We start from the raw sequence: 23,488 nt of genomic DNA, 5'->3' as shown, positions 1-23,488 counted from the left end.
TTCAGCACCACTGTTGGGTCCAGTGCAGTCGATCCTCCTGGCCTTTCCGGTCGCGCTGTTCCCGGCCGCACTGTTATCGGACATCGCGTATTTGAACACCGCCGAAATCCAGTGGAGCAATTTCTCGTCATGGCTGATCGCGGGCGCGGATGTTTTCACGGGGCTCTTGTTAGCCTCGGCGCTGCTCAGTCTGTTTTTCGGCAAGTTCCGAGGCCGAGGGCGTGGGCTTGTCTGCACGGTGCTCGTCGCTGTGCTCTTTGTCGCCGGAGTACTCAACGCCTTCCAACACGCCAAGGACGGATGGCATTCCGTCGGAACGTTCGGCCTTGTCCTGTCGATCGCATGTGCGGTGATCGCCATTCTAATCGCCATTATTGCGCATTGGCGAACAAGCCATCGGGAGCAGCGTTCATGACACATCTCCGCACCCTTGGCCTCACGCTTGGTTTCGCACTTGCCGCTTGCGCTCCGGAAAGCGAAAACCTCGATCAGACCGGTTCCGACCCGGTGCTGCCCGAGCAGGCGGATTCGCTGCTGCCCGCAATGAATATTGCGACGCCGGATGGCTGGGGCGACGATCTGCCTACCGTACCTGCGGGCTTCACCATCACTGCGATCGCAGAAGACCTCAAGATTCCCCGTCAGACGATCATCCTGCCCAACGGTGATATTCTGGTTGCCGAAGGTTCCGGCGGCAACGCGCCGAAGTTGCGCCCGAAAGATATCATCGCAGGTTTGATCAAGAGCCAGGGCAAGAGCCCGGTTAAAGGGGGTGACCGTATTACCCTGCTGCGAGATGAGGATGGCGATGGTCAAACCGATTTGCAGACAGTGTTTATCGACGGGCTTGATGCGCCTTACGGATTGGCTCTGATCGGCAGCGATCTGTACGTTGCCAACCAGGACGATCTCGTGCGGTTTCCGTATGTCGAGGGGGCCACAAAAATCGACTCCCCGGGCGAGAAAGTGACCGAACTCCCTGCCCGCATCAATCACCACTGGACCAAGGCGATGACCGCCAGCCCCGACGGGTCGCGCCTCTACGTCGGGATCGGCTCAAACAGCAATGTCGGCGAGCGCGGGATGGCTGTCGAAGAGGACCGGGCGGTTATCTGGGAAATCGACCCGGAGACAGGGCGCAGCCGCATTTTTGCTTCGGGTGTGCGCAATCCCACCGATCTGGCATTCAACCCGTGGACCAACGCGCTGTGGGCTGTCGCCAACGAACGCGACGAGCTGGGGCCCGAGTTGGTGCCCGATTATCTCACATCCGTGCAGGACGGCGGTTTCTATGGCTGGCCGTACAGTTACTGGGGTCAGAACGTTGATCCGCGAATTCGGCCCCAGCGGCCGGATCTCGTGCGCCGAGCCATCGTTCCCGACTACGCGCTCGGCTCGCACGTCGCCGCGCTGGGTCTTACGTTTGTCACCGATGGCGGGTTTGGCGGGCGCTTTGCCGAAGGTGCCTTTATCGGCCAGCATGGCAGCTGGAACCGGTCCGACTTTGCCGGTTACAACGTCGTTTTCGTGCCCTTCCGCAACGGTCGCCCGGCGGGCGATCCCGTCGAATTCGTGTCGGGCTTCATAGAAGACGGGCACGCGCGCGGCAGGCCGGTCGGGGTGACCTTTGACGCCGAACGAAACGCCCTGCTGGTAGCCGACGATGTTTCGAACACCGTCTGGCGCGTTGCCCCGTCGAACCCCCGGCCATCCTTGGCCCTCAGCGAAAATCGGGCTCAAAAAACCGAATGACTGCGAACAAACCGCAGTCGAAGTTTGCCTCTGGCTAGCCGCCTGCAGTTACGGCCGGCGACATCAGGCCGTGCATCGCCATCCAGTCCACGAACGCATCGAACCACCCGGTGCTGGTGGTCTCCTTCTGGTACATACCGAAGCCGTGGCCGCCCTGCTCGTAAAGGTGGAACTCGACCGGATGCCCCGCCGCGCGCCAATCCTCGATCAGGTCGAATTGCATGGCACCAAACAGCGGGTCGTCCGCAGCCAGAGCCACGAATAGCGGAGGTGCATCCTCCGGTACGGACATGGCCGACAGGGGGCCGTAAATATTGCCGATGAACGCGGGTTTGGCATCCTCGCCGGCAACAGCAGTCGCCATCGTCAGCATTGCCCCGGCAGAAAAGCCCACCATGCCGATGCGTTCGGGATCGATTTTCCATTCGCCTGCGCGCTGCCGCACCAGTGCGAAAGCAGCCCGGGAGTCGGCAATCTGGGGCGCGATCATCGCGATCTGCGCTTCGGGCGATGGTCGGTCGGGGCGGCTGGCTCCGGAAAACATCTGCCTCATGGATTCGGCGAACGCATCCATTTCGGCAGGCGTCTGGTTGAGACGGTACTTGAGCACGAATGCGGCAACGCCGCGGTCCGCCAGCGCACGCGCCACGTCCCACCCTTCGTTTTCCATCGACAAGGTACGGAACCCGCCTCCCGGTGCCACGATGACGGCGCTGCCGGTTGCCTTTGCCGGATCGGGCAGGAACGGCGTCAGGGTCGCCGAGGTGACATTTCGCGCAAAAACACTGCCGTACTGGCTGTGCCAGGACTCCTTCGCCGGCGCATCCGGCAGCGGGCCGGTCGGCAGGGCTATGGCGCCGGGCTGTTCCGGAATGGCGATCGGCGCCATCGTGTCGTCCTGCGCGGCAGCCGGAAAGGCGAAGCCCAGCAACAACGGAACAGCGCACAGCCGGACGAACGGAGACTTCAGCATGGATCAAATCCTTCTTGCGGCCCTCGCACTGCCGAGGGGCTGTCGAACCGAATAGGCGAAAACATCGGATTCAAGAACATCGGATTTTGCGAAAATACCCCGGATCTGGCGCCGCAATGGTGGCGGACAGTCGCGCCTTAGTCCGCATTCGCATCTTCCGGCGTTTCTGCCGTTTTCGAGCGGTCCTTTTCGCCCTCGATTCGATCCATCAGTTCACTAGCCACTTCGGCAATGCCGGTCTTGTGAGGGTCCAAAAGCAGCCGGGCTAATGTCTGGCGCGCGCTGGAAAACCGCTCGTCGCGAATTTGCTGCCGCGCGACATTGAGGCGCAGGTCAACGTCATACGGTGCCAGGCTCAGGGCTTGTTCGAGGCCCTGCACCGCGAGATCGGACGCGGGTCTGCCCTGCGCGCCAAAACTACGGAAAAAATAGATCAGCGGGATCGGATGGTCGTTCTCTACCTTGTTTGCAGCAACGATGGCATTGCGCAACGCACTCCAACCGGCATTCTGGTCCGTGGTTCCAGCGTCCTCCGCGGCGCGAAACGTGGCGTAAATTTTCTGGATATGTGCACTTATGTTCGACAAATCCCCTGCCAAGGAGCGATCGGCCGCAGCGATTGCCAAGGCATCATTTCCTGCATCGAACTCTGCCTCCGCGAGAGTTGCCTGAACAAACGGGTCGTCGGGGAACTTTGCCCCGACAAGGCGGATACCGGGCAATATTTCTGCGGCCTTTTCCGCATCCACCCCGCGCCGCGACTGAATCCGGGTGGCCATCGCCTCTTCGGCCCCCGCAGCCAGGGTGCGGATGGCTATGGGCCCGACAGAAATGGAGGCAGCTGGCAGCTTGAAGGAACTTATCTGGCGTTGCCGCAGATATTTGTCGATGTCCTTGTCGAGTTGTTCGAGGTCGCCGAACGCGTTCCGCGCTGCTTCCAACGCACCCTGCCCCTTGAACAGGTTCCTCTGATAATCGCTCAACTGGTCAGCGCGGCTAGATTCCGCGTCGAATTTCGCCATCGTCAGGTAATGATAAAGGAGCCAGCTTCGGCCGTAGAACGAATCCCCCTGCCTGGTCTTTTCGCGCTTGGCATACGCCTCGGTATCGAGAAGCAATTCGATCGGTATCTCCCGCATGCCGAGCAGTTCGTACGCGCGGTGCATGGCGGGGCGGCCAATCCAGATCGAACCATCGCGTTCAAACCGGGCCGACGCGTAAAACTCCGCGAAACCTTCGCTGAGCCACATCGGGAACGCTATCCCGTAATTGCTGTACATGAAGTGATGGGCGTACTCGTGCAGCAGGATGAGTTCGCTGTCCGACAGTTCGGTGCGGCTACCGTTTGCAAGGCGCGGGACGAACGCGAGCGATCCCCCCGCACGCGATGAATAAAACCCGGTCACGTTCGACGAAGTATCGCCGTACAGCTTGCGAACCTCACGATCGCTGTCGAGAACATAAATTGTGACACGGTTCGAAGGCGAAATAGGACCGGTTTCGATCGATGTGATATATTCCATCGCAGAGTGATAGCCTTCAAGCATCTCCGCAAAATCGCGCAAACGTTTCTCGGACTGATCCGAATAGATGACGAAATGGTCGCTGCTGGCTTCGCGCCATTCGGCCTGCGCGGGTGCCGTCAGGACCAACCCGCTGATCACAGCCAAAAGAATTCTGAACATCAACCCGTCCCCTGCGAAAACCCGCCAAAGTCTGACCTCGCCCCGTCAGCTCTTTGAATTCACATCCTTTCGGTGCGGCTGGGCATTGTAAAGCGAAATTAAGGGCGGAACAAAGATCCTCGATCAAAGGTTCGTCCTGAAACGGAGATCGCAACTACATGCACAGCCCTGAAAATCGGGTCGAGGGACCCGAGCCAATCTCAACCGGGATAGCCGGACTGGATCACATCCTGGTCGGCGGACTTCCGTCGGAGCGTCTTTATCTTGTCGAAGGTACGCCGGGTGCCGGAAAAACCACGCTAGCACTGAACTTTCTCCTCGCCGGACGCGACCGGGGCGAGAGCGGGCTTTACATTACGCTCTCGGAAACCTCGAACGAACTCAACGCTGCGGCGGCGTCGCACGGGTGGTCGCTTGACGGGATCGATCTGTTCGAACTGGTCGAACAGGAAGATTTCGGAAACGATAACGAGCAGACATTGCTGCATCCCAGCGAAGTCGAGCTCGGCGAAACGGTTCGCGGAATCATCGCACAGGTGCAGGAAGCCAACCCGTCCAGGGTAGTTCTCGACAGCCTTTCCGAACTACGCTTACTGGCACAGAACCCGCTCCGCTACCGGCGTCAGATACTCGCGCTCAAGCACTTCTTCGCCAAACGCAACTGCACGGTTCTGATCCTTGATGATCGGACTGCGGAACCGGGCGATCTGCAACTGCACAGTATCGCGCACGGGGTTATCTCACTCGAACACAGTGCCAGCGACTTCGGTTCGGAGCGGCGCCGCTTGCGGGTCATCAAGCTCCGCGGCCTGAAATACCGTGGCGGGTACCATGATTTCACCATCGAAAGGGGCGGCCTTCGGATCTACCCTCGCCTCGTGGCGTCGGAGCATCACCGAGAATTCGATTCCGCTCCGATCTCGACCGGTTTGGCGGAACTCGACGCACTGCTAGGCAACGGTTTGACGCCGGGCACGAATACGCTTCTTTCCGGACCGGCCGGCGTGGGAAAGACGACAACCGCGGTACGCTGCCTTCTCTCGAGTCTCGAGCGGGGCGACAAGGCTGCCTATTATCTGTTCGACGAACGCATTTCCACTTTGCTTAGCCGCTGCGCGGCTTTGGGCATGGACCTGTCCCCGTACATCGAGAGCGGGCAACTCGATCTGCGCCAGATCGATCCGGCAGAATTGTCGCCCGGTGAGTTCGCGGGCGCGGTGCAATCGGCAGTCGAGGAAGACGATGCCCGGATGGTCGTGATCGACAGTCTGAACGCCTATCTGCACGCCATGCCAAGCGACAACTTCCTGGTCCTGCAGATGCATGAATTGCTCAGTTACCTCAGCCAGCAGGGCATCGTTTCGCTGATGATCCTGGGCCAGCACGGGGTCACGGGCGAGCTGCGTTCGGATGTCGACATCAGCTATCTGGCCGATACCGTGATGCTGCTCCGGTTCTTCGAAGCCAAGGGAACTGTGCGCAAATCAATGGCAGTGATCAAGACGCGAACGTCCGATCATGAACGAACCATCAGGGAGTTCAGTATTGACCGGGCTGGCATCCGCATTGGTCAACCGCTGACGGCTTTCGAACAGATACTCAGCGGTAATCCCCGTTATGCGAACGGTTCAACTCCCTTGCTGGACGACAACTAAGCCATGCCCGGCTCCAAGTACGGCTCATCGGTTGCAGTGCTCGCCCCTCGCGGCCGGGACGCGAAGGTGGCCGCCGATTTGTTGGAGCAGGAAGGGTTCCAAGCCCATATCGCAGAGGACCTGGCGGAACTCGAAACCTTCGTTGCCCAGCATATCGGTGCCGTCCTGATCGCCGAGGAATCAATATCCGGCCCCGGGGACGAGGTGCTGCGAACGACCGTGGCCAATCAACCGGCCTGGTCGGATCTGCCATTCATCGTGCTTACCAACGGGATGAAGGGCGCACGGGGCGTAGAGGAAGAGCGGCGGATCGATGCGCTTGGCAACGTCCTCCTGCTCGCCCGTCCGATGCACCGGGACGATATTGTGCGGGCCGTTCGTTCGGCACTCAAGGCGCGTCAACGCCAGTTCGAGGCGCGCGCCAGAATGGATGAATTGCGGGACAGCGAGCAGAACCTCGCAGCTTCGCGCGAAGTCCTCGAACGTACAGTGGCCGAACGTACACAGGAACTGGCCGATCTTTACCAGAAGACGCCCGTCGCGTTGCACTCGCTTGACCGGGATGAGCGGATCGTAAGCGTGAGCGACCGGTGGCTGTCGTTCATGGGCTTCGACCATGCCGACCAGGTAATCGGACGGCTCGCCATAGACTTCGTCGCCGAGGAAAGTCTGGAAGATCACAATGGCCCCTACCGTGCCAAACTGGCCGCCGAAGGGGTTGTACACGACCTCCCCTATACGTTGCTCAAAAATGGCGGCCAGCGCGCCGAGGTGCTCATATCGGCCCGGGTTGCATATGACGATGACGGCAACCTCGAACGGTTGATGGCGTCCGTCGTCGATATCACCGAACGAAAGCAGGCAGAGGCTGCCCGCGACAAAGCCGAGGATGCGCTGCGGCAGAGCCAGAAGCTGGAAACCATCGGGCAGTTGACCGGCGGGGTAGCGCATGATTTCAACAATCTGCTGATGGCGATCCGGTCGAGCCTCGAATTGCTTCGCCGCCGGCTTCCCGAAGCTGATGACCGCTCTGTCAGTTTCCTCGACAACGCGCTTGCCGGGGTTGATCGCGGGGCCACACTGACCAAACGTATGCTGGCGTTTGCGCGCAAACAGGAACTCGACACGAAGGCTGTCAACATAGCGGACCTGTTGCCGGGAATGCGCGAACTGATCGAGCGCTCGATCGGACCTCGGATCGATATCGACCTCTCCATTTCGGCCAAGGTCGCAGACGCGATGGTCGATGCCAACCAGCTCGAGATGGCGCTCCTCAACCTTGCCCTCAATGCCCGCGATGCGATGGAGGGAAGCGGGAGGCTGACGATCGGACTGGATTGCGTTGAACTGACCGACCAGGCGGAAGTGGAGGACGGCAGCTACGTGCGGCTACGTGTGGCGGATACTGGTCCGGGTATGGATGCCGCGACCCTCGCCAAAGCCACCGAACCATTCTTTACTACCAAAGGGGTGGGCCGCGGCACGGGCCTCGGGCTTTCGATGGTGCATGGGTTGGCATCACAGTCGAATGGTCTGTTCAAACTCACAAGCGAGCCGGGCAAAGGCACGGTCGCCGAAATACTCCTGCCCGTGGCCGAGGGATCCGCCGGGATCAGCCCGAAGGCCGACCATCACGATCGCGACAGTTTCGAAGATCTGAAGTTGAACATATTGGCAGTGGATGATGACGCGCTCGTTCTGTTTGGAACCGTCGCGATGCTGGAGGATATGGGCCACGAAGTCGTCGAGGCCGGATCCGGCGCGGCTGCGCTCAGGAAGCTTGCCGAACGCAGCGACGTCGATCTTGTCATCACCGACCAGGCTATGCCCAACATGACCGGCGTCGAACTCGCCCACGCAATTCACGAACAGTTTCCCGAGTTGCCGATCATCCTGGCCAGCGGATACGCCGAAATGCCCGAAGGGGCGAAGGACCACTTCGCAGCGCGACTCGACAAGCCGTTCAGCGAACGGATGCTCGGTTCCGCGTTACGAAACGTCCTGTGCAATGCGGGTACAGACTAGCGCGTGCCGTTCTTGAGGGTTTCTCGAGATCTAGAGCCCGGCAGCGAAACTCCTTCCTCACCAGCCCTTCCGCGGTGTAAATGGTGCAGTGCAGCAACCATATTGCTTGGCATGCGTTTTAGCAGGAAGTGGATCATCAAGGACCCTGATATATGCCGTTTTCCCGATTTGGCCTGGCGAGAAACCCGCTCGCGGGCGGTGCACCCCGTTCGACCATACTCACGAAACTTGAAGGTTTCGGCACCAACCCCGGCAACCTCGGGGGATGGTATTTCTCCCCTGCGCCGAACACCGCCAAGCGTGCGTTGGTGGTTGTCCTGCATGGCTGTACCCAGGACGCGCGTGGCTTCGACGAGGGCAGCGGCTGGTCTGCGCTGGCAGAAATGTATGATTTTGCGCTGGTCTTTCCCGAACAGCAGAGGGCGAATAATCCCAATTTGTGCTTCAACTGGTTCAGCCCTGCCGATTCCAGCCGGGGAGCAGGCGAGACGCTATCGATCGCGCAGATGATCGACGCAATGATCGAACATCATAACGTCGACCCCCAGCGGGTGTACATCACCGGACTTTCCGCGGGCGGCGCCATGACGTCGATCATGTTGGCCACCTATCCGGAAAAATTCGCCGGCGGGGCTATCCTCGCGGGACTGCCGCACGGCGCGGCGGCTTCGGTGGCGGAGGCACTGCAACAGATGAAGGCGCACTCGCCCTCTCACCGCACCTCGGGCCGGTCAATCGAAGCGGCGGCGGGGCATTCCGGGAATTGGCCAGCGATCTCGATCTGGCACGGCACGGCAGACGCGATTGTCGATGTCTCCAACGCCGATGCGATCCTGAAGCAATGGCTGGAAGTTCATCGGCTGGCAGGTCCACCGGACGAGACCGATACTGTGGATAGCCATCCGCACAAGGTCTGGCGGGATGATGCTGGAAAGCTGGCGGTGGAGGAATACCGGGTCACCGGAATGGGCCACGGCGTACCGTTGGCGGCTGGCGGCGAAAGCGGCTTCGGCACACCGGGAGCGTTCATGATCGAGGCAGGCATATCCGCCACCGTCCATAGTGCCCGAACGTGGGGCCTGCTTGCTGGTGAGCCCCGGGCTTTGCGCAAAAAGCCTGACTTGGACACGAAGCCGCAAATGCCAAGCGCGCCGAGGAGCGGTTCATCGACCCAGCAGGTGATCGAAGATGCCCTTCGTGCCGCCGGGCTCATGAAATAGCCCTATGGTTTGGACCGCAAGCGCCCCGTGCGGCAGCCCGGTTGGGAGCGGACAACGCCAGTTATTCAAATTAGGCGGTGCATCTGCCGCATCTCATGCACGAGGCGTCGGATTCGGTAACGTACGACTTAACCTAGGTGAACAGCGGCAACCGGTTAGTCAGTTACGGTCACTCAAATAACGGGAGGCCAACGAAAGGCTTCGAACATGGATGAGTGGGATTACGAAAGCGAACTGGCTGAGAAGTTTGAAATAACGGCCGAGCATTACTGGATCATGGGGCTAACCCTGACAGAAGCGCGACAAAAGGCGCTTAGCGAATTGAACGAGAATGCCGGTCATTCGGCTCGCGGCGCGGGTTCGACCCCGGTTGCACGGCATGCCTCCGAATCCTTGCAAATTGCCCTCCGACAATGACGGAGAGGCCGAGGCAGGTCTCGTGGACCAAGCGATCCTGCGGTGCATCTGGGCATGTTCGAATATCGTCGGAAAGACTGATGCCGGGCACGCCATCTTGCCCCCCGACATCTCCTCAATTCAATCTTAAGCGCTCGTTTTGAACCCGGCCAACCCAAGCCTAGTGCGCGCGCCCTCGAAAACCGGTTGAAATCGGCAAGTGGCTCGAGAACCGACTGATTTGAAATGGTGTTCCGACTGACTTGTCTCGCTTGCGAGAACGAAGCTGCATTACCTGCGAAAGAGTCCCGCTGCGCAAGTTCAGCAGCGTTGAACGCTTAAACCAGTCTGGGACCAAGCGACTCTCACGCAAAACCACAGTCGATTTTCTCAATCCGCCTTCCATCAACATCTTGATCAAGAAAAGACATTCCTGCTTCACGACGAAGGTGGGGCCTGCGCTCGATTCCCCGATTGTCCAGGGGCCCGCGCTATCAGAATTGCCAACAGTCAATCGCATCGACGAGCGTTTCCAGTCCTAGAATGTCGAATCCGTCGAGGTAACCGGCGGCAACTTCTGGGATCCTTACCCCGAGCCGGGCGAAAATCTCGAATATGGTGTCGGGCCTCATGACGCTCGGTTTGCTACCAACGCATATCGTAAGCGAGAACCGCAGGACCTGAAGGGAAATGAGCGCCTGCGGATGCTTACCAAGGCGCTGGGACCAGCCTAAATGCGGGTTAGCGGCACCTGGGCGAACGGCATCTACTTTCAGGACAATGATGAGCCGCTGATCGAACCAACACCACGCCACATTACAGAATCTCATGTATGAGGTGTCACCGGGAACCTTGCTGGTCGGACCAGGATCAACCGGTGAGGAAGGCTTCAAGCTTTTCGAGATACCACCTGAGGAACTCAGTACCGCGCGTTTGCTTAGCGGTAACCCGGCCCCCGATTTCGACATGTTCTCCCATGGTGCGGGACGTCACGACCTCGCCGGAGGACGCCTTTTCGGAAAGCTGGCTGTCCCGCGCCAACGCTGCGCAAAACCATTATCGGATAGTGCGGGACCGCTTTGCGCCCGGCAAACCGATCTGGATCACCGAGACGGCCCAGACTGCGTGCAGCGGCGACCCGTGGTCTGCTCCGTTTCTCGATACTTTCCGGTATCGGGACCAACTGGGCCGCTTTGCAAGAAACGATGTGTCGATTGTCTTTCACAACTAACCTTAGCCGGACCAACTCGGCAGAGCTTAGGCTTTCAGGGACCGCACTTCATTACGCGCTAATCGCGCGAGAGCTGATCGGGAATACAGTCGAACTCAATGGCAAGCCTCTTGCGCTTACCGAAGCGGACCAACTGCTAACGCTATATCGTAAGGCCGTGACCGCCCCTTCGGTAAGTGCCCGCGAAGACAGTCCAATGAGGTTGCTCAATATCCATGACGTCAATGATGTTCGGCTCGGCACATACGGACGGCCTGATGCGGGCCAAAAGACTTTGTGGTGCCGATGAGGGCCTGCGGGATTTGCGGCGGCGACCTGTCCTATATCAAAAACGGCGGTATTCCAGGGCCGGTAAGCCGACGCCGCTGGGCCATGAAGGCCCGCTGGCCAGATGCTGACCAGCGAAATGACCATTACGAGCGCGGTCGGCTATCCCGATGAGTTCCCCGAGGTGATTGCAGAGATGCCTCGTTTGCAAGAAAAGATTGCTTCGCTAATCAGCCATCGCCTGCCATTCGGGCAGGTGCTCAAAGGTCTCGAAATCGCCGCGCGCCCTCAATCCGCCAAGGTCATGATCGAGTTCGAAAATTGACAGATTTTAGCAGATACCCAATCACGGAATTACGACCATGACGCGCACTTTGACTCATCTTGAACGCCTCGAAGCCGAAAGCATCCATATCATGCGCGAAGTGGTCTCCGAGACCGCAAAGCCGGTGATGCTGTATTCCGTCGGCAAGGATTCCGCGGTGATGCTACACCTCGCGAAGAAGGCGTTCTACCCCTCGCCGCCTCCCTTCCCGCTGATGCATGTCGATACCACTTGGAAATTCAAGGATATGTATGCGCTGCGGGAGAAAGCCGCGGCCGATGCCGGGATGAACCTGCTGGTCTATCGCAATCCAGACGCAGAGAGCCGCGGGATTAACCCGTTCGATCACGGCCCGCTCCATACCGATATGTGGAAGACGCAAGGGTTGAAGCAGGCGCTCGACAAATACGGTTTCGATGCAGCGTTCGGCGGCGCGCGGCGCGATGAGGAAAAAAGCCGGGCGAAGGAGCGGATTTTTTCGTTCCGCACGGCGAGCCACGGGTGGGACCCGAAGAGCCAGCGGCCGGAACTGTGGAATGCTTACAACACCCGGAAAGCGAAGGGCGAGAGCATTCGCGTGTTCCCGCTGTCCAACTGGACCGAACTCGATATCTGGCAATATGTCATGGCCGAACAGATCGAGATCGTACCGCTGTATTTCTCAGCCAAGCGACCGACCTATGAATGGGAAGGCGGCCTGTTCATGGCCGATGACCCGGCCCGTCTGGAGCAGGTTCTTGGCTATCTTCCAGAAATCACCGAGCGCTCGATACGGTTTCGCACGCTTGGCTGCTCCCCCCTGACCGGCGCGGTCGAGAGCGAGGCGGCAACCCTGTCCGAGGTGGTGCAGGAGATGCTGCTGACGACAACGTCGGAACGCCAGGGCCGGGTGATCGACAAGGATGATGGTGACGCGTCAATGGAGAAGAAAAAGCAGGAGGGCTACTTCTGATGGACAAGACCTCATCATCGGAAATCTACCAGACGGACGCGCTGATTGCGGAGGACATCGACGCCTACCTCGCCGCGCACCAGAACAAGTCGATGCTGCGTTTCATCACATGCGGCAGCGTCGATGACGGCAAGAGCACGTTGATCGGCCGCTTGCTTTACGATTCCAAGATGATCTTCGAAGATCAGCTCGCCGCGCTGGAATCGGATTCGAAGAAGTCCGGAACCCAGGGCGAGGAAATCGACTTCGCCTTGCTGGTCGACGGGCTCGCTGCGGAACGAGAGCAAGGTATCACGATCGATGTCGCCTACCGGTTCTTTGCGACCGAACAGCGCAAATTCATCGTGGCAGATTGCCCCGGGCACGAACAATACACCCGTAACATGGTCACCGGAGCGTCCACCGCCGACCTTGCGGTAATTCTGATCGACGCGCGCAAGGGCGTGCTGGTCCAGACGCGGCGCCACAGCTTCCTGTGCCGCCAGTTGGGCATCCGCAACATCGTGCTGGCCGTGAACAAGATGGATCTGATCGATTACGACCAGTCCAAGTACGATGCGATCGTAGCCGATTACACCGCCTTTGCCGCCAGTATCGGGATCGAGAATTTTACCGCGATGCCGATCTCGGGCTTCCGGGGCGACAATATCACGACCCTGTCTGCCAACACCCCGTGGTACGTAGGCGCGCCGCTGATGACGCATCTCGAGACGGTCGAACTTGATACCTCACGCGATGCCGCAAAGCCGTTCCGGATGCCGGTCCAGTGGGTCAATCGTCCCAATCTCGACTTCCGCGGCTTTTCCGGACTGATTGCCACGGGGATGGTCAAACCGGGCGATCCGGTACGCGTGTTGCCCTCCGGCAAGACGAGCACGGTGAAGAGCATCGTGACGTTCGGCGGCGAACTCGAGGAGGCGAGCGCCGGGCAGTCGGTAACAATCTGCCTGGAGGACGAGGTCGATTGTTCGCGCGGCAATGTGCTCAGCGTAGCCGACGCGCCGCCCGAGGTGGCCGACCAGTTCGAGGCGACGATCGTCTGGATGGACGACGAGGCGATGCTGCCCGGCCGGGCCTATCTCCTCAAGCTGGCAACGCAAACAGTGTCGGCGACGATTCAGGCGCCCAAATACGAGATCAACGTCAACACGATGGAACATCTCGCGGCCAAGACGCTGGAGCTGAACGTTATCGGGGTGGCGGAAATCACTACCGACAAACCGCTGGTGTTCGAAGCCTACGCGGAGAACCGCGCGCTCGGCGGATTCATCCTGATCGACAAGATCAACAACCGCACGGTCGGTGCCGGCATGCTGCATTTCAGCCTTCGCCGTTCCCAGAATGTGCACTGGCAGGCGACCTCCATCGGGCGCGAAGACCATGCCGGGCTGAAGAACCAGAAACCGCTGGTGCTGTGGTTCACCGGCCTGTCGGGTTCGGGAAAGTCGACTATTGCCAACGAAGTCGAGAAGAATCTCAACCTGATGAACCGCCACACCTTCCTGCTGGACGGGGACAATATCCGCCACGGGCTGAACAAGGACCTGGGGTTCACCGATACCGACCGGATCGAGAATATCCGCCGCGTCGGCGAAGTGACGCGGCTGATGGCCGATGCCGGGTTGATCGTCCTGACCGCCTTCATCAGCCCATTCCGCGCCGAACGGCAGATGGTCCGTGACATGCTGCCCGAGGGCGAATTCGTCGAGATCTTCGTCGATACCCCGCTCGAAGTGGCCGAAGCGCGCGACGTGAAGGGCCTTTACAAGAAGGCCCGCGAAGGCAAGCTCAAGAACTTCACCGGGATCGACAGCCCGTATGAAGCACCGGAGGCACCCGATATCACCGTCAACACCGTCGCGATGACACCCGCAGAGGCGGCGGAATATATCGTTCGCCAGATCATGCCGCTCAAATGACGGTTCCGACCCATAATTTGAGCGATGCGGACCTGGCGGCGGCGCTCGCCGAAACGGCGGGCACGCTGCTCCTCGAGGTGCGCAGCAGCGGTCTGTTAGGCGACAAGGCGCTCGGCAAGGCAGGCGACCAGACAGCGAACCAGTTCCTGGTCCATGCGCTGCGTCACCTGCGCGGGGAAGACGGGCTGCTTTCGGAAGAAAGCGCGGACACCAAGGAACGCCTCGACAAGAGCCGAGTGTGGATCATCGATCCGGTCGACGGAACACGCGAATACGGAGAAAACCGGACGGACTGGGCGGTCCATATCGCCATGACTATAGACGGCAGGCCGGAAGTGGGTGCGGTCGCACTGCCGGGCTTGGGTCTGGTGCTCCGGTCGGACCGGCCCACGCTGCTACCGCCAATGGCCGGTGTCCCGCGGATGGTGGTCAGCCGGACACGGCCAGCAAAGGAAGCCGTTGAAATTGCGCAGCAGATCGGCGCGGAACTGATCCCGATGGGCAGCGCCGGTGCGAAGGCAATGGCGATCGTAAGGGGCGAAGCGGAAATCTATCTCCACACCGGCGGTCAATATGAATGGGACAGCTGCGCCCCAGCGGCAGTTGCCCTCGCGCATGGCCTTCATGTCAGCCGGGTCGACGGATCGCCGCTGGTCTATAATCAGTCTGATACTTACATGCCGGACCTGCTTATCTGCCGTCAGGAATGGGCTCGAGAAGTCCTCGACCGCGTCGCCCATCTGGTAAATTCGGAAGCTTGACCAGACCGAGGTCGCTTGCCCGTCATGAGGTTGCTGTGGAACGCTAACTGCGCAACCTCACGTGCCGCGTTAAACGTGGAAATGGAATAGCTGATGATGGGCACCCCATTTTGTCTCCCCGACATTTCTCGGGTTCGTTTTCAACCGCGCGATTTGAAGCCCGCCGCCCAAAGCGTTTTGCGCGCACCATCGACCGCTCGGAGCACTCTCGATTTTGCGTCGCTGCTGCTTGATCCCACCGTGTTTTGCGGAACTTCTATGGAGATCTTGAGGTCTGACTTCAGGCAGGACAGCATCTGGATCAGGGGGAGTTCGCCGGCCCCCGGAACCATTCGGTTCAACATAGCCTCTTTCCACCTTTCGCTTTGATCAATCGCGGCTGGGGCGTCGCTGATCTGTACGAAGTCGATGTACTGCTGACTTGCGTCAATCGCGGCGGACTGCGCGCCACCACGGCCAGCATGCAATGTGTCTAGTACCAGACCGACTCGGCCATTCTCGAATGGCTCGATAAGGTGCAACGCCTGCGCCAAAGTGGTGACCCTGGAGAACGGATTGAACTCGACCGCTAGACCTATCGCGTAATTTCCGGAGATTTCGGCCAGCGTTCCGAGCCTGTCTCTCGCTTGTTGCTGGTCTTCGATGTGGGAGTGGACGGTCGCGTATCGGGCGCCAAGTGAGGCCCCGATTTCAAGCGATCGTTCCATCTCGACGAAATCGGCGTCAACCGTGAGCGGAAAGACCTCAAGACTGAGGCACCCCACGGAAAGCCGCCGCATTTCCCTGGCCAGATGTTGAACTTCGGATCCTTCGACCAATGGATACTTGGCGCGAAACCTCTCCGGCATATAGGTGAACAGGCACACGTCCTGACACCCTGCCTGCGCGGCCAGGCTTACCAGTTCGCAGGCGCTGACATCCATGGCCGTCAGGTGATGAAGCGATAGGGTAGCAGTCTTCATGGTGGGAAACGCGGTCCTTTGACAACGATGCGGACTAAGCTTTGCGCAATAAAAAAGACATTCATGATTGTTTTAATTCTCGGACGGGCTATTGTCGAGCGACTAGTTTTGAGAGGTAAGAACGCATGGACAACGCGTCCCCATCAGACCTGAAAGAGCGAATGGAGTTCGAGGCCGCACGCAAGAGCCCGCCCAAGGCCTTTCCAGCTTTCCCCGATATACCGGCCGGACGATACACCGATCCCGAATTCCTGCGGCTGGAAACTGACAGAATGTGGAAATGCGCGTGGCTTTATGGCTGCCATGCCGACGAAATTCCGGAACCCGGCAGCTGGAAACTTGTCCGCAACAGTGGTTCACCGGTGATTATCCTCCGCGATCTCGGCGGAGAATTCCGCGCTTTTTATAACACGTGCCAGCACCGCGGCGCCCCCTTGGTGAAAGAAGACAAGGGACAGTCCCGGGGCTTCGTGTGCGGGTATCACGGCTGGTCCTATACGCTGGAAGGCAAGCTGGTGGCTGTGCGTGACAAGCGCGATTTCGTAGATCTCGATTTTTCCTGCCGCAGCATGAAGCCGCTCCGGTGCGAGGCGCTTGGTAAGCTGCTGTTCTATAACGAAGACCTAGATGCGCAGCCACTCCGTGATCACATCGGACCGATGGCGAAAGAACTCGACCAGTTCCAGTTGGATAAGCTCGATTTCGTCGAAAGCCGCAGTTACGAGGTGCAGAGCAACGTAAAAGTGTTGCTCGATGCGTTTCTCGAGGTTTATCATCTTAAATCGATCCACCAGAACACGGTCGATCGCTTCCTAGATCACCGTGGCATGACGATCACGTTGTGGAACAACGGTCACTCGAGAATGATCACTCCTAATCGGCGGCCCAACTGGAAAGATCCTGGCACCATCGGAATGCCGAAGATCGACGGGGTGGGTGAAATGGCCCGGGACAACAACGTCAGCTATCTCATCTATCCCAACTTTGTAATGCCCCCGTCCGATAGCGGGATTCCAATGCTGCAGTTCTGGCCTACTTCCGACACGACTTGCCGGGTCGTTTCGAGCTGGGTCGCGCCGGAATATTCCGTAGACGATCCGCACCCGAAATGGGCCGATCGGACAGCGAACTGGGAACGCATCTTGTATGAAGACCTGCAATTTGCGCCCGAAATCCAGGAATCGCTAGAATCGCCGGGCTTCGTAGGGATGCCGCTTAATTACCAGGAACGGCGGCTATACCACTGGCACGAAGAACTCGATCGCCGTATCGGATTGAACCACGTTCCGGCAGCACTGGCGGTCAAGCCGGTGTTGGCTGAATGGGTTGAAACATGAGTGATGGGGACGGCCCTAAGGCCAACGGCATGCACGATAATCTTGGCTTCGACGATGAACAACTGGCGGCGATGCCGACTGTCTACCGCAGCGATCTCCTTCACGATCAGGTCGTCCTAGTCTCCGGAGGTGGTAGCGGTATCGGCAAGGGCATAGCTTTTCTGTGCGCGCGGCTGGGGGCCAAGGTCGTCATTTGCGGCCGTACTCAGGAACGGCTTACTGCGACCTGCGATGCAATCGAACATGCGGTTGGCACCCGTCCGCTGGATATCGCCATGTCCATCCGCGAGCCGGAAATGGTCGATACGCTGATGGACCGGGTGTTTGAAGAATATGGCCGCCTGGATCATTTAATCAACAACGCTGGCGGCCAATTCCCGCAGGACGCCATCGACTTCACCCGCAAGGGGTGGAAGGCCGTAATCGACCTGAACCTCAATGGCACATGGTGGATGATGCAGGCCGCCGCGGTTCGGTGGCGCGAACGCAGCCAGCCCGGCGACATTATCGGCATCGTGGCCAATGTAGAACGCGGCATGCCGCAGGCCGCACACACCTGTGCCGCGCGGGCCGGCGTGATCTATCTATCCAAAACCCTCGCCACCGAATGGGCGCCGTTGAATATCAGAGTGAACACCGTTGCGGGCGGCGTGATCGAGAGCGAGGGGTTCCGCGTATATCCTCCGGATGCGCTCGAGCGGTTCCACGAAGCCAACCCGATGCGCAAGCGCGGCGATGTGTGGGATATTGCAGAAGCCTGCGTCTATCTGATGGCTCCGTCCGGCGATTTCATCACTGGCGAGATGCTGGTGGTTGACGGCGGGCAAGCGCAGAACGGGGCCGTATGGCCTGCAGGCAGACCTGAATATTTTGGCGGGAAGAAGCCCAACGGTATCTGAAAGTCCCGGAGAATGGGGTTCCGTGCCAATCATGTTTTGAGGAGAGGACCCATGCCAATTATCAAGGGCGAGATATTTCAGCTGGCCTATGTCGTTGAAGACCTGGAGGCGGCGTTGGACCACTGGATCAATATCCTAGGGGTCGGTCCGTTCTTCCGCTTTCCGCTCCCGCTTGAATTCGACTGGCTGGAATTGCACGGCCTGCGGACCCAGCGGCACGGCGTCCTCGCCGGCGTCGGTCTCGCCCAGAACGGTCCGCTCCAGATCGAACTGATCCAGCCCGGCCCCGATCCGTCCCCCTACCGTGACTTTCTTGAAGCGGGCCGCGAGGGCCTGCATCACCTGGGCATCTACGCCGCCGACTACGACGCGCAGATGGCGGCAGCGCGTGCCGCCGGTTGCAGCGTTGCGATGGAGGGGGAATTGCCGCTATCCCGCTTCGCCTATCTTGGCACCGACGAGAAATTCAGCGGAACCATGGTGGAGTTGATCGAACCGCAACAAGCGATGATCGACCTGTTCGCCAAGATTGCCGAAGCGTCGGTCGAGTGGGATGGGTCCGACCCGATCCGTAGCTTCGGCTGAGGGCTATTTGGCCGCAGCGCGTGCAAGTCGGACTGCTGCGGCGAGTTCCGCATTTCGCGGATTGCGGCGCAGCGTGAGGCCGCCGTTTACCTGAAAATTCTGTCCGGTCATGAAACATTCGTCCGATACGATCCATGACGCGGCGTTGGCGATGTCTTCCTTGGTGTTGACCCGGCCGAGCGGATATTCCTGCTCGAATGCGGCGACCAGCGCGGGATTGGCCGCCGCGCGCGCTGTCATCGGGGTGTCGGTGAACCCGGGCGAGATGCTGTTGGCGCGGATGCCGCGCCCGCCGAATTCGTTGGCGATCGTGCGAATGACATGATCGGCGCCGGCCTTCGTGCCCATATAGGCGGCATGGTCCTCCAGCATGATCGTCGCGGTCGCCGAGCTGATCTGCACAAGATTGCCGCCATCGCGCATCACTCGCAGCGCCGCTTGGTAAAACAGGATGCTGCCAATGAACTGGAGGCGGGTTACATGCTCAAGCTGCTCGCCAGTCATATCAAGAAACGGCACCAAAAGTCCCGAACCCGTTGCGTTTATAGCTACGTCCACCCCGCCGTGCCGCTGCGCAATGCACTCGAACAGTGCCGCGAGCTCATCCTCGCTGGTTATATCCGCCGCGCCGTATTCCGCCCCCGTCCTGTCCGCAAAAGCGCGCAGTTCCTCGGTGCTGCGGCCCGCAGCAATCACGGTCATTCCGTCTGCGATGAAGCGGCTGGCAATAGCTTGCCCCATGTTTCCCGATCCGGCAGCGCCCATCACTACTGCGACCTTGGCAGGTGAGGTCATTGTCCGATCCCGAGTTCTGCGATCAGGTCCTTCTGCAGCCGGAATTTCTGGATCTTGGATGTCGACATCGGCCACTCGGTGACGAAGCGGACGTGGCGCGGCACCTTGAAATTGGCGATTGAGCCCCTGCAATGGGCAATCAACTCCTCCGCCGTGGCTCCGTGCCCTTCCGCCAATTCGATGAACGCCGCCGGGATTTCAACATAGCGATCATCCGGTATGCCCACCACTTGGGCCAACTTCACCGCATCGTGGCTTTGCAGTACCGCCTCGATCTCGGCCGCAGCGACATTCTCGCCGCCCACCTTGAGCATGTCCTTGGTCCGGCCATGGAACATGATCTGTCCGTTCGCGTCGAATGAACCGATATCGCCAGTGTGCAGCCAGCCATCGCGAATACATTCAGCAGTCTTTTCCGGTGCATTGTAATAGCCGGACAGCATGTGCGGACTGCGGGCGCAAATCTCGCCCTTCTCGCCCAACCCGCATTCGCGCCCGCTTTCCATGTCGACGATGCGGACTTCCCAATCGTCCAGCGGCACACCCAGCCGCCCGGTACGGGTTTCAAAATCGTCGCTTATCCGGCTGGTGCAGACCGTGCCGGCCCCTTCGGTCAGGCCGTAGGTGCCGACATGGATGATGCCCGGCATCGCCTTGACCATCGCGTCCTTGATCCACGCCGGCTGGACGGCGAAATTGCTGTTCATCAGCCGCATGGTGGATAGATCGGTCGCCGCGAAATCGGGGTGTGAAATCAGGTCCTGCATGATCGTGACAAAGCTGGGATAGGCAACCGTCGCGCCTTCATCCTGGAGCATGCCGAGCGCTACCCCGGCTTCGAAATAGGGAACCGTCAGATAGGCGCCGCCCGCGTCGAGGATCATGGTCATCGGCAGGATCCCGGCGATGTGATAGATTGGCAGCGGAGACCACACCTTGTCGTCAGGCGTAACCTGGTATCGCCGGCCGAGATTGCGGCTATTGCCCACCATTGCACGATTGGAAATCATGCACCCTTTGGGATTGGCGGTGGTGCCGGAGGTGTAAAGGATGAGTGCGATTGCAGCCGGATCGACACCGTCGATTAGTCGATCAATTACGTCATCGGTGATGTCCTCACCCGCCGCCAGCACAGCCGAACGGCTCACCAGATGGCCGGCACACTCTTCTTCCAGACAGACGATCTGCCGCAGCGATGGAGCTTCGGCGAGGCCGAGCGCCCAACAATCCTGCGCGCCAGCCAGGGAAGGCAGTGCGGTGAGCAGGCGATCGCCGAAATCGAGCGAATCCGCTACGCGCCCGGTTGTCACCATCGCGACCAGATCGGCGTCCTTGACCAGATAGGCCAGTTCGCCGGGCTGATACCTGGCGTTCACCGGCACAGCGACCGCTCCGGCCATGGCGGCACCGAACATAATTTCAACGAATTCCGGGCAGGTCGGCAGCAGAATACCGATATGGTCCCCCGGCTTAATCCCTAATTTAACGAACGCCTTCGCCCATCGACGCGCGGCGGCGCTCAACTCGGCGTGACTCTGCCGCCGGTCCGGAAACACCAATGCATCGGCAGGCCCCCTGGTCTCTGCGCTGTTACGGAGCATTGCGCCCATCGTGAAGATCGTACTGGTCATTGCATCAATACCTATAGTTCACGCAGCAGTGTGGCAGTATCGCCGTCCCATTCCTCGGCCGCGCGCGCGATCATCGCGAAGAAAGCACAGATGGCCCGGCTGTCCTCCAGGATTTCGATCATGTGGCCAAGAGCGGCGGCAGTATCGATGTAGCAAAACCGGACCTCGCCAAAATTGCCTGACGAAGCGATTTCATGTCCTTGGTCGGTATAGCGAGCTACCGCGGCATCATAATCTTCCGCAATCACCGCGACATGATGCATGCCCTCGTTCCCCGCGGCGACCATGTCGCGGTAACAGGATGGGCTGTCATCATGCTGCTCGACCAATTCGACCTGAACCGATCCGGCCTGGGCGATGGCGGTGGAAAAATCCGTCTTTTGCGGCGTGCCACGATGGACGCCGCCGGTGATGGGAATATGCCGGTTGACGATGAACGGACCAATGCCCGTAGTCCGATGCCAGCGCAAAGCTGCTTCTTCCAGGTCGCGCACGACCCAGGACATCTGCAGAATTCGCTGATCCGCCTGCATTTCATCTCTCCCACACCGGCCTAGCGAACATCTTGGCGATATTAACCTTGCTCGGTCCGAAGGAGATGTTAGCGTGCCTGCATGGCAAGTAAACAGTCAAACATGTTTGTTTTTTATTTAGATAGCGAGCCGCCTGTCGTTATCGGCGGAGAGGGCTGAATTGGACCAGCGCAGAGACCTCAGAAAGTTCGACGATCTGACCGTTGGCGAACGCCGTCAGTCCGCAAAGAGAACTGTTTCCGAAACGGAGTTGCTGGAATTCGCCCGGCAATACGATCCGCAGTGGTTTCATGCCGATCCGGAGTTGGCGCGTGAATCGCACTTCGGTGGCTTGATCGCCAGCGGCGTACATGTGCTGGCGATCTGGCGGCAGCTCGACCACACCATTAACGGCGATGTGGATTTCGTATGCGGGATCGGGTTCGACGATTTCCGGCTGGTGACTGCCCTGCGTGCCGGAGACACAGTGTATGTAACATCGGAAATTGTTTCACTGACCCTTTCTTCCAGCGGTAAACAACGCGGGACGGCCATCACCCATTATGAAATGCGCAACCAGAATAACGAGATCATCGTCCGTTTCGACAGCATAAACCTGGTATATCGCCGAACAGTTTGACCCGAAATCTCAGAAATTCACGGCCATGGCGCGGGCGCGCTTATTTGCCAAATCCATAGCCCTCGAAACGGTTTTGTCCGGCCCATACGTCGGGGCAACGCGCAAGGTGTGGATGTCGGTCACGCCGATGAAACCCAGCCAACTTTCGAGATAGCGTAGCTGGAAATCGAAATGCTCAAGTTCCCCGCCTGGCACAATCGGCATCGCACTGGCTGCAATGACCATCGCCTTTTTGCCGGCAGCGCGACCGGTGACATTGCCTTCCCGGTCATTGGAAAACGCCATTCCTGGCTGGGTCACGACGTCGATGAAATGCTTGAGCGAGTACGGCAGTCCGAAATTCCACATCGGGGTTGTAATAAGGAATGCATCGAACGACAGGAAATAGTCGACATGCTGGCGGACGTCGGCCCATGCGGCCGCAAGCTGAGGCGGCACCGGCTCGCCCGCGATCAAGTTATAGCGGCCTTCGATCATCCCGCCGCCAAGATTGGGCAGCTTTGCGGTCCACACATCCAGGCGCTCGACATGGGGAGCATCGCCTCGCTCCGCCATCGCCTCCAGGAACGTGTCTGCCACCGCACGCGAACGGGACCGCTCAGCGCGCGGGCTGGCGTCGATATGGAGCAGGCGGGCGCGCGTCATGCGCCCTTGTCCAGCCGTCGGCTGAAATCGACGCGAATGTCCTTGCCGTGGACTTCCACGTGCCAAACCTTGATCGACTTATCGGTCAGCTTACCAGACGGACAGCCATCGCGCATGTCGAAGCGAACGCCGTGCATCGGGCAGAAAATAAACACCTTGCGGACCTTGCCGCCATCCAGTTCCTGATAGGCGTGGCTGCACATGTTCTCAATCGCGAAGATGCCCATCGGGCTGCGGACGAGCAGCAGGTTTTCGCCACCGGCGGCGACTTTCAACGTGCCATTTTCCGGAACATCGTCAAGCTGGGCAACGACTTCCATT

24 protein-coding genes are annotated in these 23,488 nt (G+C 59.5%); 15 read left to right on the top strand and 9 right to left on the bottom strand.

Annotated elements, in window-relative coordinates; all coding sequences use genetic code 11:
- The first annotated feature begins 22 nt into the window (after positions 1 to 22).
- Both GRI65_RS00275 and GRI65_RS00270 read left to right on the top strand, forming a co-directional pair.
- The gene (locus GRI65_RS00275) at positions 23 to 415 is read left to right on the top strand and encodes a DUF2231 domain-containing protein (RefSeq protein ID WP_332872568.1); all 393 of its coding nucleotides are present in this window, start codon (positions 23 to 25) and stop codon (positions 413 to 415) included.
- A complete protein-coding gene (locus GRI65_RS00270) occupies positions 412 to 1,752 on the top strand; it encodes a PQQ-dependent sugar dehydrogenase (protein WP_160754549.1) in 1,341 nt (446 codons plus the stop codon). Before GRI65_RS00275 ends, GRI65_RS00270 begins: the two co-directional genes overlap by 4 nt.
- A 34-nt stretch (positions 1,753 to 1,786) precedes the next feature.
- Here GRI65_RS00270 and GRI65_RS00265 read toward each other — a convergent pair whose 3' ends face one another.
- Both GRI65_RS00265 and GRI65_RS00260 read right to left on the bottom strand, forming a co-directional pair.
- Positions 1,787 to 2,725 carry an alpha/beta hydrolase gene (locus GRI65_RS00265; protein ID WP_160754548.1) on the bottom strand — a complete coding sequence of 313 codons (939 nt, stop codon included), beginning with the start codon at positions 2,723 to 2,725 and terminating at the stop codon, positions 1,787 to 1,789.
- Between the two features lie 137 nt (positions 2,726 to 2,862).
- Positions 2,863 to 4,410 (bottom strand): hypothetical protein, encoded by a 1,548-nt coding sequence (locus tag GRI65_RS00260; RefSeq protein WP_160754547.1) that lies wholly within the window; start codon positions 4,408 to 4,410, stop codon positions 2,863 to 2,865.
- 158 nt (positions 4,411 to 4,568) lie between these two features.
- Between GRI65_RS00260 and GRI65_RS00255 the strand changes: the two genes are divergently transcribed.
- The 4 genes from GRI65_RS00255 (at position 4,569) to GRI65_RS00240 (ending at position 9,727) form a co-directional block, all read left to right on the top strand.
- Complete coding sequence (locus GRI65_RS00255; protein WP_160754546.1) at positions 4,569 to 6,065, top strand: ATPase domain-containing protein; 1,497 nt, start codon at positions 4,569 to 4,571, stop codon at positions 6,063 to 6,065.
- Between the two features lie 3 nt (positions 6,066 to 6,068).
- Positions 6,069 to 8,090 (top strand): response regulator, encoded by a 2,022-nt coding sequence (locus GRI65_RS00250; protein ID WP_160754545.1) that lies wholly within the window; start codon positions 6,069 to 6,071, stop codon positions 8,088 to 8,090.
- A gap of 152 nt (positions 8,091 to 8,242) precedes the next feature.
- Positions 8,243 to 9,310 carry an extracellular catalytic domain type 1 short-chain-length polyhydroxyalkanoate depolymerase gene (locus GRI65_RS00245; protein ID WP_160754544.1) on the top strand — a complete coding sequence of 356 codons (1,068 nt, stop codon included), beginning with the start codon at positions 8,243 to 8,245 and terminating at the stop codon, positions 9,308 to 9,310.
- 207 nt (positions 9,311 to 9,517) lie between these two features.
- Complete coding sequence (locus GRI65_RS00240) at positions 9,518 to 9,727, top strand: hypothetical protein (protein WP_160754543.1); 210 nt, start codon at positions 9,518 to 9,520, stop codon at positions 9,725 to 9,727.
- 473 nt (positions 9,728 to 10,200) lie between these two features.
- On the opposite strand, the gene GRI65_RS00235 is transcribed toward GRI65_RS00240, so the two are convergent.
- Positions 10,201 to 10,674: a hypothetical protein gene (locus GRI65_RS00235; protein ID WP_160754542.1), complete on the bottom strand. Its 474-nt coding sequence runs from the start codon at positions 10,672 to 10,674 to the stop codon at positions 10,201 to 10,203.
- A gap of 8 nt (positions 10,675 to 10,682) precedes the next feature.
- Here GRI65_RS00235 and GRI65_RS00230 point away from each other — a divergent pair, with 8 nt between their 5' ends.
- The 5 genes from GRI65_RS00230 to GRI65_RS00210 all read left to right on the top strand — a co-directional run bounded on the left by GRI65_RS00230 (position 10,683) and on the right by GRI65_RS00210 (position 15,161).
- The gene (locus tag GRI65_RS00230) at positions 10,683 to 10,937 is read left to right on the top strand and encodes a hypothetical protein (RefSeq protein WP_160754541.1); all 255 of its coding nucleotides are present in this window, start codon (positions 10,683 to 10,685) and stop codon (positions 10,935 to 10,937) included.
- A 391-nt stretch (positions 10,938 to 11,328) separates the two neighbouring features.
- Positions 11,329 to 11,529, top strand: coding sequence for a hypothetical protein (locus GRI65_RS00225; protein ID WP_232843869.1), 201 nt, complete (start codon positions 11,329 to 11,331; stop codon positions 11,527 to 11,529).
- 37 nt (positions 11,530 to 11,566) lie between these two features.
- A complete protein-coding gene (gene cysD / locus GRI65_RS00220) occupies positions 11,567 to 12,481 on the top strand; it encodes a sulfate adenylyltransferase subunit CysD (RefSeq protein WP_160754540.1) in 915 nt (304 codons plus the stop codon).
- Positions 12,481 to 14,400, top strand: a complete 1,920-nt coding sequence (gene cysN / locus GRI65_RS00215; protein ID WP_160754539.1) for a sulfate adenylyltransferase subunit CysN — start codon at positions 12,481 to 12,483, stop codon at positions 14,398 to 14,400. Before cysD ends, cysN begins: the two co-directional genes overlap by 1 nt.
- Positions 14,397 to 15,161, top strand: coding sequence for a 3'(2'),5'-bisphosphate nucleotidase CysQ (locus GRI65_RS00210; protein ID WP_160754538.1), 765 nt, complete (start codon positions 14,397 to 14,399; stop codon positions 15,159 to 15,161). Before cysN ends, GRI65_RS00210 begins: the two co-directional genes overlap by 4 nt.
- Positions 15,162 to 15,301: 140 nt before the next feature.
- Here the strand turns inward: GRI65_RS00210 and GRI65_RS00205 are convergent, their stop codons facing one another.
- Positions 15,302 to 16,123: a sugar phosphate isomerase/epimerase family protein gene (locus GRI65_RS00205; RefSeq protein ID WP_160754537.1), complete on the bottom strand. Its 822-nt coding sequence runs from the start codon at positions 16,121 to 16,123 to the stop codon at positions 15,302 to 15,304.
- A gap of 161 nt (positions 16,124 to 16,284) precedes the next feature.
- Here GRI65_RS00205 and GRI65_RS00200 point away from each other — a divergent pair, with 161 nt between their 5' ends.
- Genes GRI65_RS00200 through GRI65_RS00190 form a run of 3 tightly spaced genes read left to right on the top strand, consistent with a single transcriptional unit; the run spans position 16,285 to position 18,944 of the window.
- A complete protein-coding gene (locus GRI65_RS00200; RefSeq protein WP_232843868.1) occupies positions 16,285 to 17,460 on the top strand; it encodes an aromatic ring-hydroxylating oxygenase subunit alpha in 1,176 nt (391 codons plus the stop codon).
- Positions 17,461 to 17,489: 29 nt separating this feature from the next.
- Positions 17,490 to 18,359, top strand: coding sequence for an SDR family oxidoreductase (locus GRI65_RS00195; protein ID WP_160754535.1), 870 nt, complete (start codon positions 17,490 to 17,492; stop codon positions 18,357 to 18,359).
- 51 nt (positions 18,360 to 18,410) lie between these two features.
- Positions 18,411 to 18,944 carry a VOC family protein gene (locus GRI65_RS00190; RefSeq protein WP_160754534.1) on the top strand — a complete coding sequence of 178 codons (534 nt, stop codon included), beginning with the start codon at positions 18,411 to 18,413 and terminating at the stop codon, positions 18,942 to 18,944.
- 3 nt (positions 18,945 to 18,947) lie between these two features.
- Here GRI65_RS00190 and GRI65_RS00185 read toward each other — a convergent pair whose 3' ends face one another.
- Genes GRI65_RS00185 through GRI65_RS00175 form a run of 3 tightly spaced genes read right to left on the bottom strand, consistent with a single transcriptional unit; the run spans position 18,948 to position 21,903 of the window.
- On the bottom strand, positions 18,948 to 19,739 hold the full coding sequence (locus GRI65_RS00185) for an SDR family oxidoreductase (RefSeq protein WP_160754533.1): 792 nt from the start codon (positions 19,737 to 19,739) through the stop codon (positions 18,948 to 18,950).
- Complete coding sequence (locus tag GRI65_RS00180) at positions 19,736 to 21,370, bottom strand: class I adenylate-forming enzyme family protein (protein WP_160754532.1); 1,635 nt, start codon at positions 21,368 to 21,370, stop codon at positions 19,736 to 19,738. The genes GRI65_RS00185 and GRI65_RS00180 overlap by 4 nt, the downstream gene beginning before the upstream one ends.
- A gap of 11 nt (positions 21,371 to 21,381) precedes the next feature.
- The gene (locus tag GRI65_RS00175) at positions 21,382 to 21,903 is read right to left on the bottom strand and encodes a VOC family protein (RefSeq protein ID WP_160754531.1); all 522 of its coding nucleotides are present in this window, start codon (positions 21,901 to 21,903) and stop codon (positions 21,382 to 21,384) included.
- 160 nt (positions 21,904 to 22,063) lie between these two features.
- On the opposite strand from GRI65_RS00175, the gene GRI65_RS00170 reads away from it, so the two are divergent.
- The gene (locus tag GRI65_RS00170) at positions 22,064 to 22,522 is read left to right on the top strand and encodes a MaoC/PaaZ C-terminal domain-containing protein (protein WP_160754530.1); all 459 of its coding nucleotides are present in this window, start codon (positions 22,064 to 22,066) and stop codon (positions 22,520 to 22,522) included.
- 9 nt (positions 22,523 to 22,531) lie between these two features.
- On the opposite strand, the gene GRI65_RS00165 is transcribed toward GRI65_RS00170, so the two are convergent.
- Entirely contained in the window at positions 22,532 to 23,167 is a 636-nt protein-coding gene (locus GRI65_RS00165) for an FMN-dependent NADH-azoreductase (protein WP_160754529.1), read from the bottom strand.
- Positions 23,164 to 23,487 carry a Rieske (2Fe-2S) protein gene (locus tag GRI65_RS00160; RefSeq protein ID WP_160754528.1) on the bottom strand — a complete coding sequence of 108 codons (324 nt, stop codon included), beginning with the start codon at positions 23,485 to 23,487 and terminating at the stop codon, positions 23,164 to 23,166. Before GRI65_RS00160 ends, GRI65_RS00165 begins: the two co-directional genes overlap by 4 nt.
- Position 23,488 lies beyond the last annotated feature (1 nt).

The sequence above is a fragment of the Allopontixanthobacter sediminis genome, from assembly GCF_009828115.1.
Lineage (GTDB): Bacteria > Pseudomonadota > Alphaproteobacteria > Sphingomonadales > Sphingomonadaceae > Allopontixanthobacter > Allopontixanthobacter sediminis.
Note: the sequence above shows the minus strand (reverse complement) of the source record. Positions and strands in the feature narration are given on the sequence as shown.

Bases quoted from the DNA above. Each gene is read 5' to 3' on its own strand.
- GRI65_RS00270 (WP_160754549.1), top strand. From the start codon at position 412: ATGACACATCTCCGCACCCTTGGCCTCACGCTTGGTTTCGCACTTGCC.
- GRI65_RS00265 (WP_160754548.1), bottom strand. From the start codon at position 2,725: ATGCTGAAGTCTCCGTTCGTCCGGCTGTGCGCTGTTCCGTTGTTGCTG.
- GRI65_RS00260 (WP_160754547.1), bottom strand. From the start codon at position 4,410: ATGTTCAGAATTCTTTTGGCTGTGATCAGCGGGTTGGTCCTGACGGCA.
- GRI65_RS00255 (WP_160754546.1), top strand. From the start codon at position 4,569: ATGCACAGCCCTGAAAATCGGGTCGAGGGACCCGAGCCAATCTCAACC.
- GRI65_RS00250 (WP_160754545.1), top strand. From the start codon at position 6,069: ATGCCCGGCTCCAAGTACGGCTCATCGGTTGCAGTGCTCGCCCCTCGC.
- GRI65_RS00245 (WP_160754544.1), top strand. From the start codon at position 8,243: ATGCCGTTTTCCCGATTTGGCCTGGCGAGAAACCCGCTCGCGGGCGGT.
- GRI65_RS00240 (WP_160754543.1), top strand. From the start codon at position 9,518: ATGGATGAGTGGGATTACGAAAGCGAACTGGCTGAGAAGTTTGAAATA.
- GRI65_RS00235 (WP_160754542.1), bottom strand. From the start codon at position 10,674: ATGTCGAAATCGGGGGCCGGGTTACCGCTAAGCAAACGCGCGGTACTG.
- GRI65_RS00230 (WP_160754541.1), top strand. From the start codon at position 10,683: ATGGTGCGGGACGTCACGACCTCGCCGGAGGACGCCTTTTCGGAAAGC.
- GRI65_RS00225 (WP_232843869.1), top strand. From the start codon at position 11,329: ATGCTGACCAGCGAAATGACCATTACGAGCGCGGTCGGCTATCCCGAT.
- cysD (WP_160754540.1), top strand. From the start codon at position 11,567: ATGACGCGCACTTTGACTCATCTTGAACGCCTCGAAGCCGAAAGCATC.
- cysN (WP_160754539.1), top strand. From the start codon at position 12,481: ATGGACAAGACCTCATCATCGGAAATCTACCAGACGGACGCGCTGATT.
- GRI65_RS00210 (WP_160754538.1), top strand. From the start codon at position 14,397: ATGACGGTTCCGACCCATAATTTGAGCGATGCGGACCTGGCGGCGGCG.
- GRI65_RS00205 (WP_160754537.1), bottom strand. From the start codon at position 16,123: ATGAAGACTGCTACCCTATCGCTTCATCACCTGACGGCCATGGATGTC.
- GRI65_RS00200 (WP_232843868.1), top strand. From the start codon at position 16,285: ATGGAGTTCGAGGCCGCACGCAAGAGCCCGCCCAAGGCCTTTCCAGCT.
- GRI65_RS00195 (WP_160754535.1), top strand. From the start codon at position 17,490: ATGCACGATAATCTTGGCTTCGACGATGAACAACTGGCGGCGATGCCG.
- GRI65_RS00190 (WP_160754534.1), top strand. From the start codon at position 18,411: ATGCCAATTATCAAGGGCGAGATATTTCAGCTGGCCTATGTCGTTGAA.
- GRI65_RS00185 (WP_160754533.1), bottom strand. From the start codon at position 19,739: ATGACCTCACCTGCCAAGGTCGCAGTAGTGATGGGCGCTGCCGGATCG.
- GRI65_RS00180 (WP_160754532.1), bottom strand. From the start codon at position 21,370: ATGACCAGTACGATCTTCACGATGGGCGCAATGCTCCGTAACAGCGCA.
- GRI65_RS00175 (WP_160754531.1), bottom strand. From the start codon at position 21,903: ATGCAGGCGGATCAGCGAATTCTGCAGATGTCCTGGGTCGTGCGCGAC.
- GRI65_RS00165 (WP_160754529.1), bottom strand. From the start codon at position 23,167: ATGACGCGCGCCCGCCTGCTCCATATCGACGCCAGCCCGCGCGCTGAG.
- GRI65_RS00160 (WP_160754528.1), bottom strand. From the start codon at position 23,487: ATGGAAGTCGTTGCCCAGCTTGACGATGTTCCGGAAAATGGCACGTTG.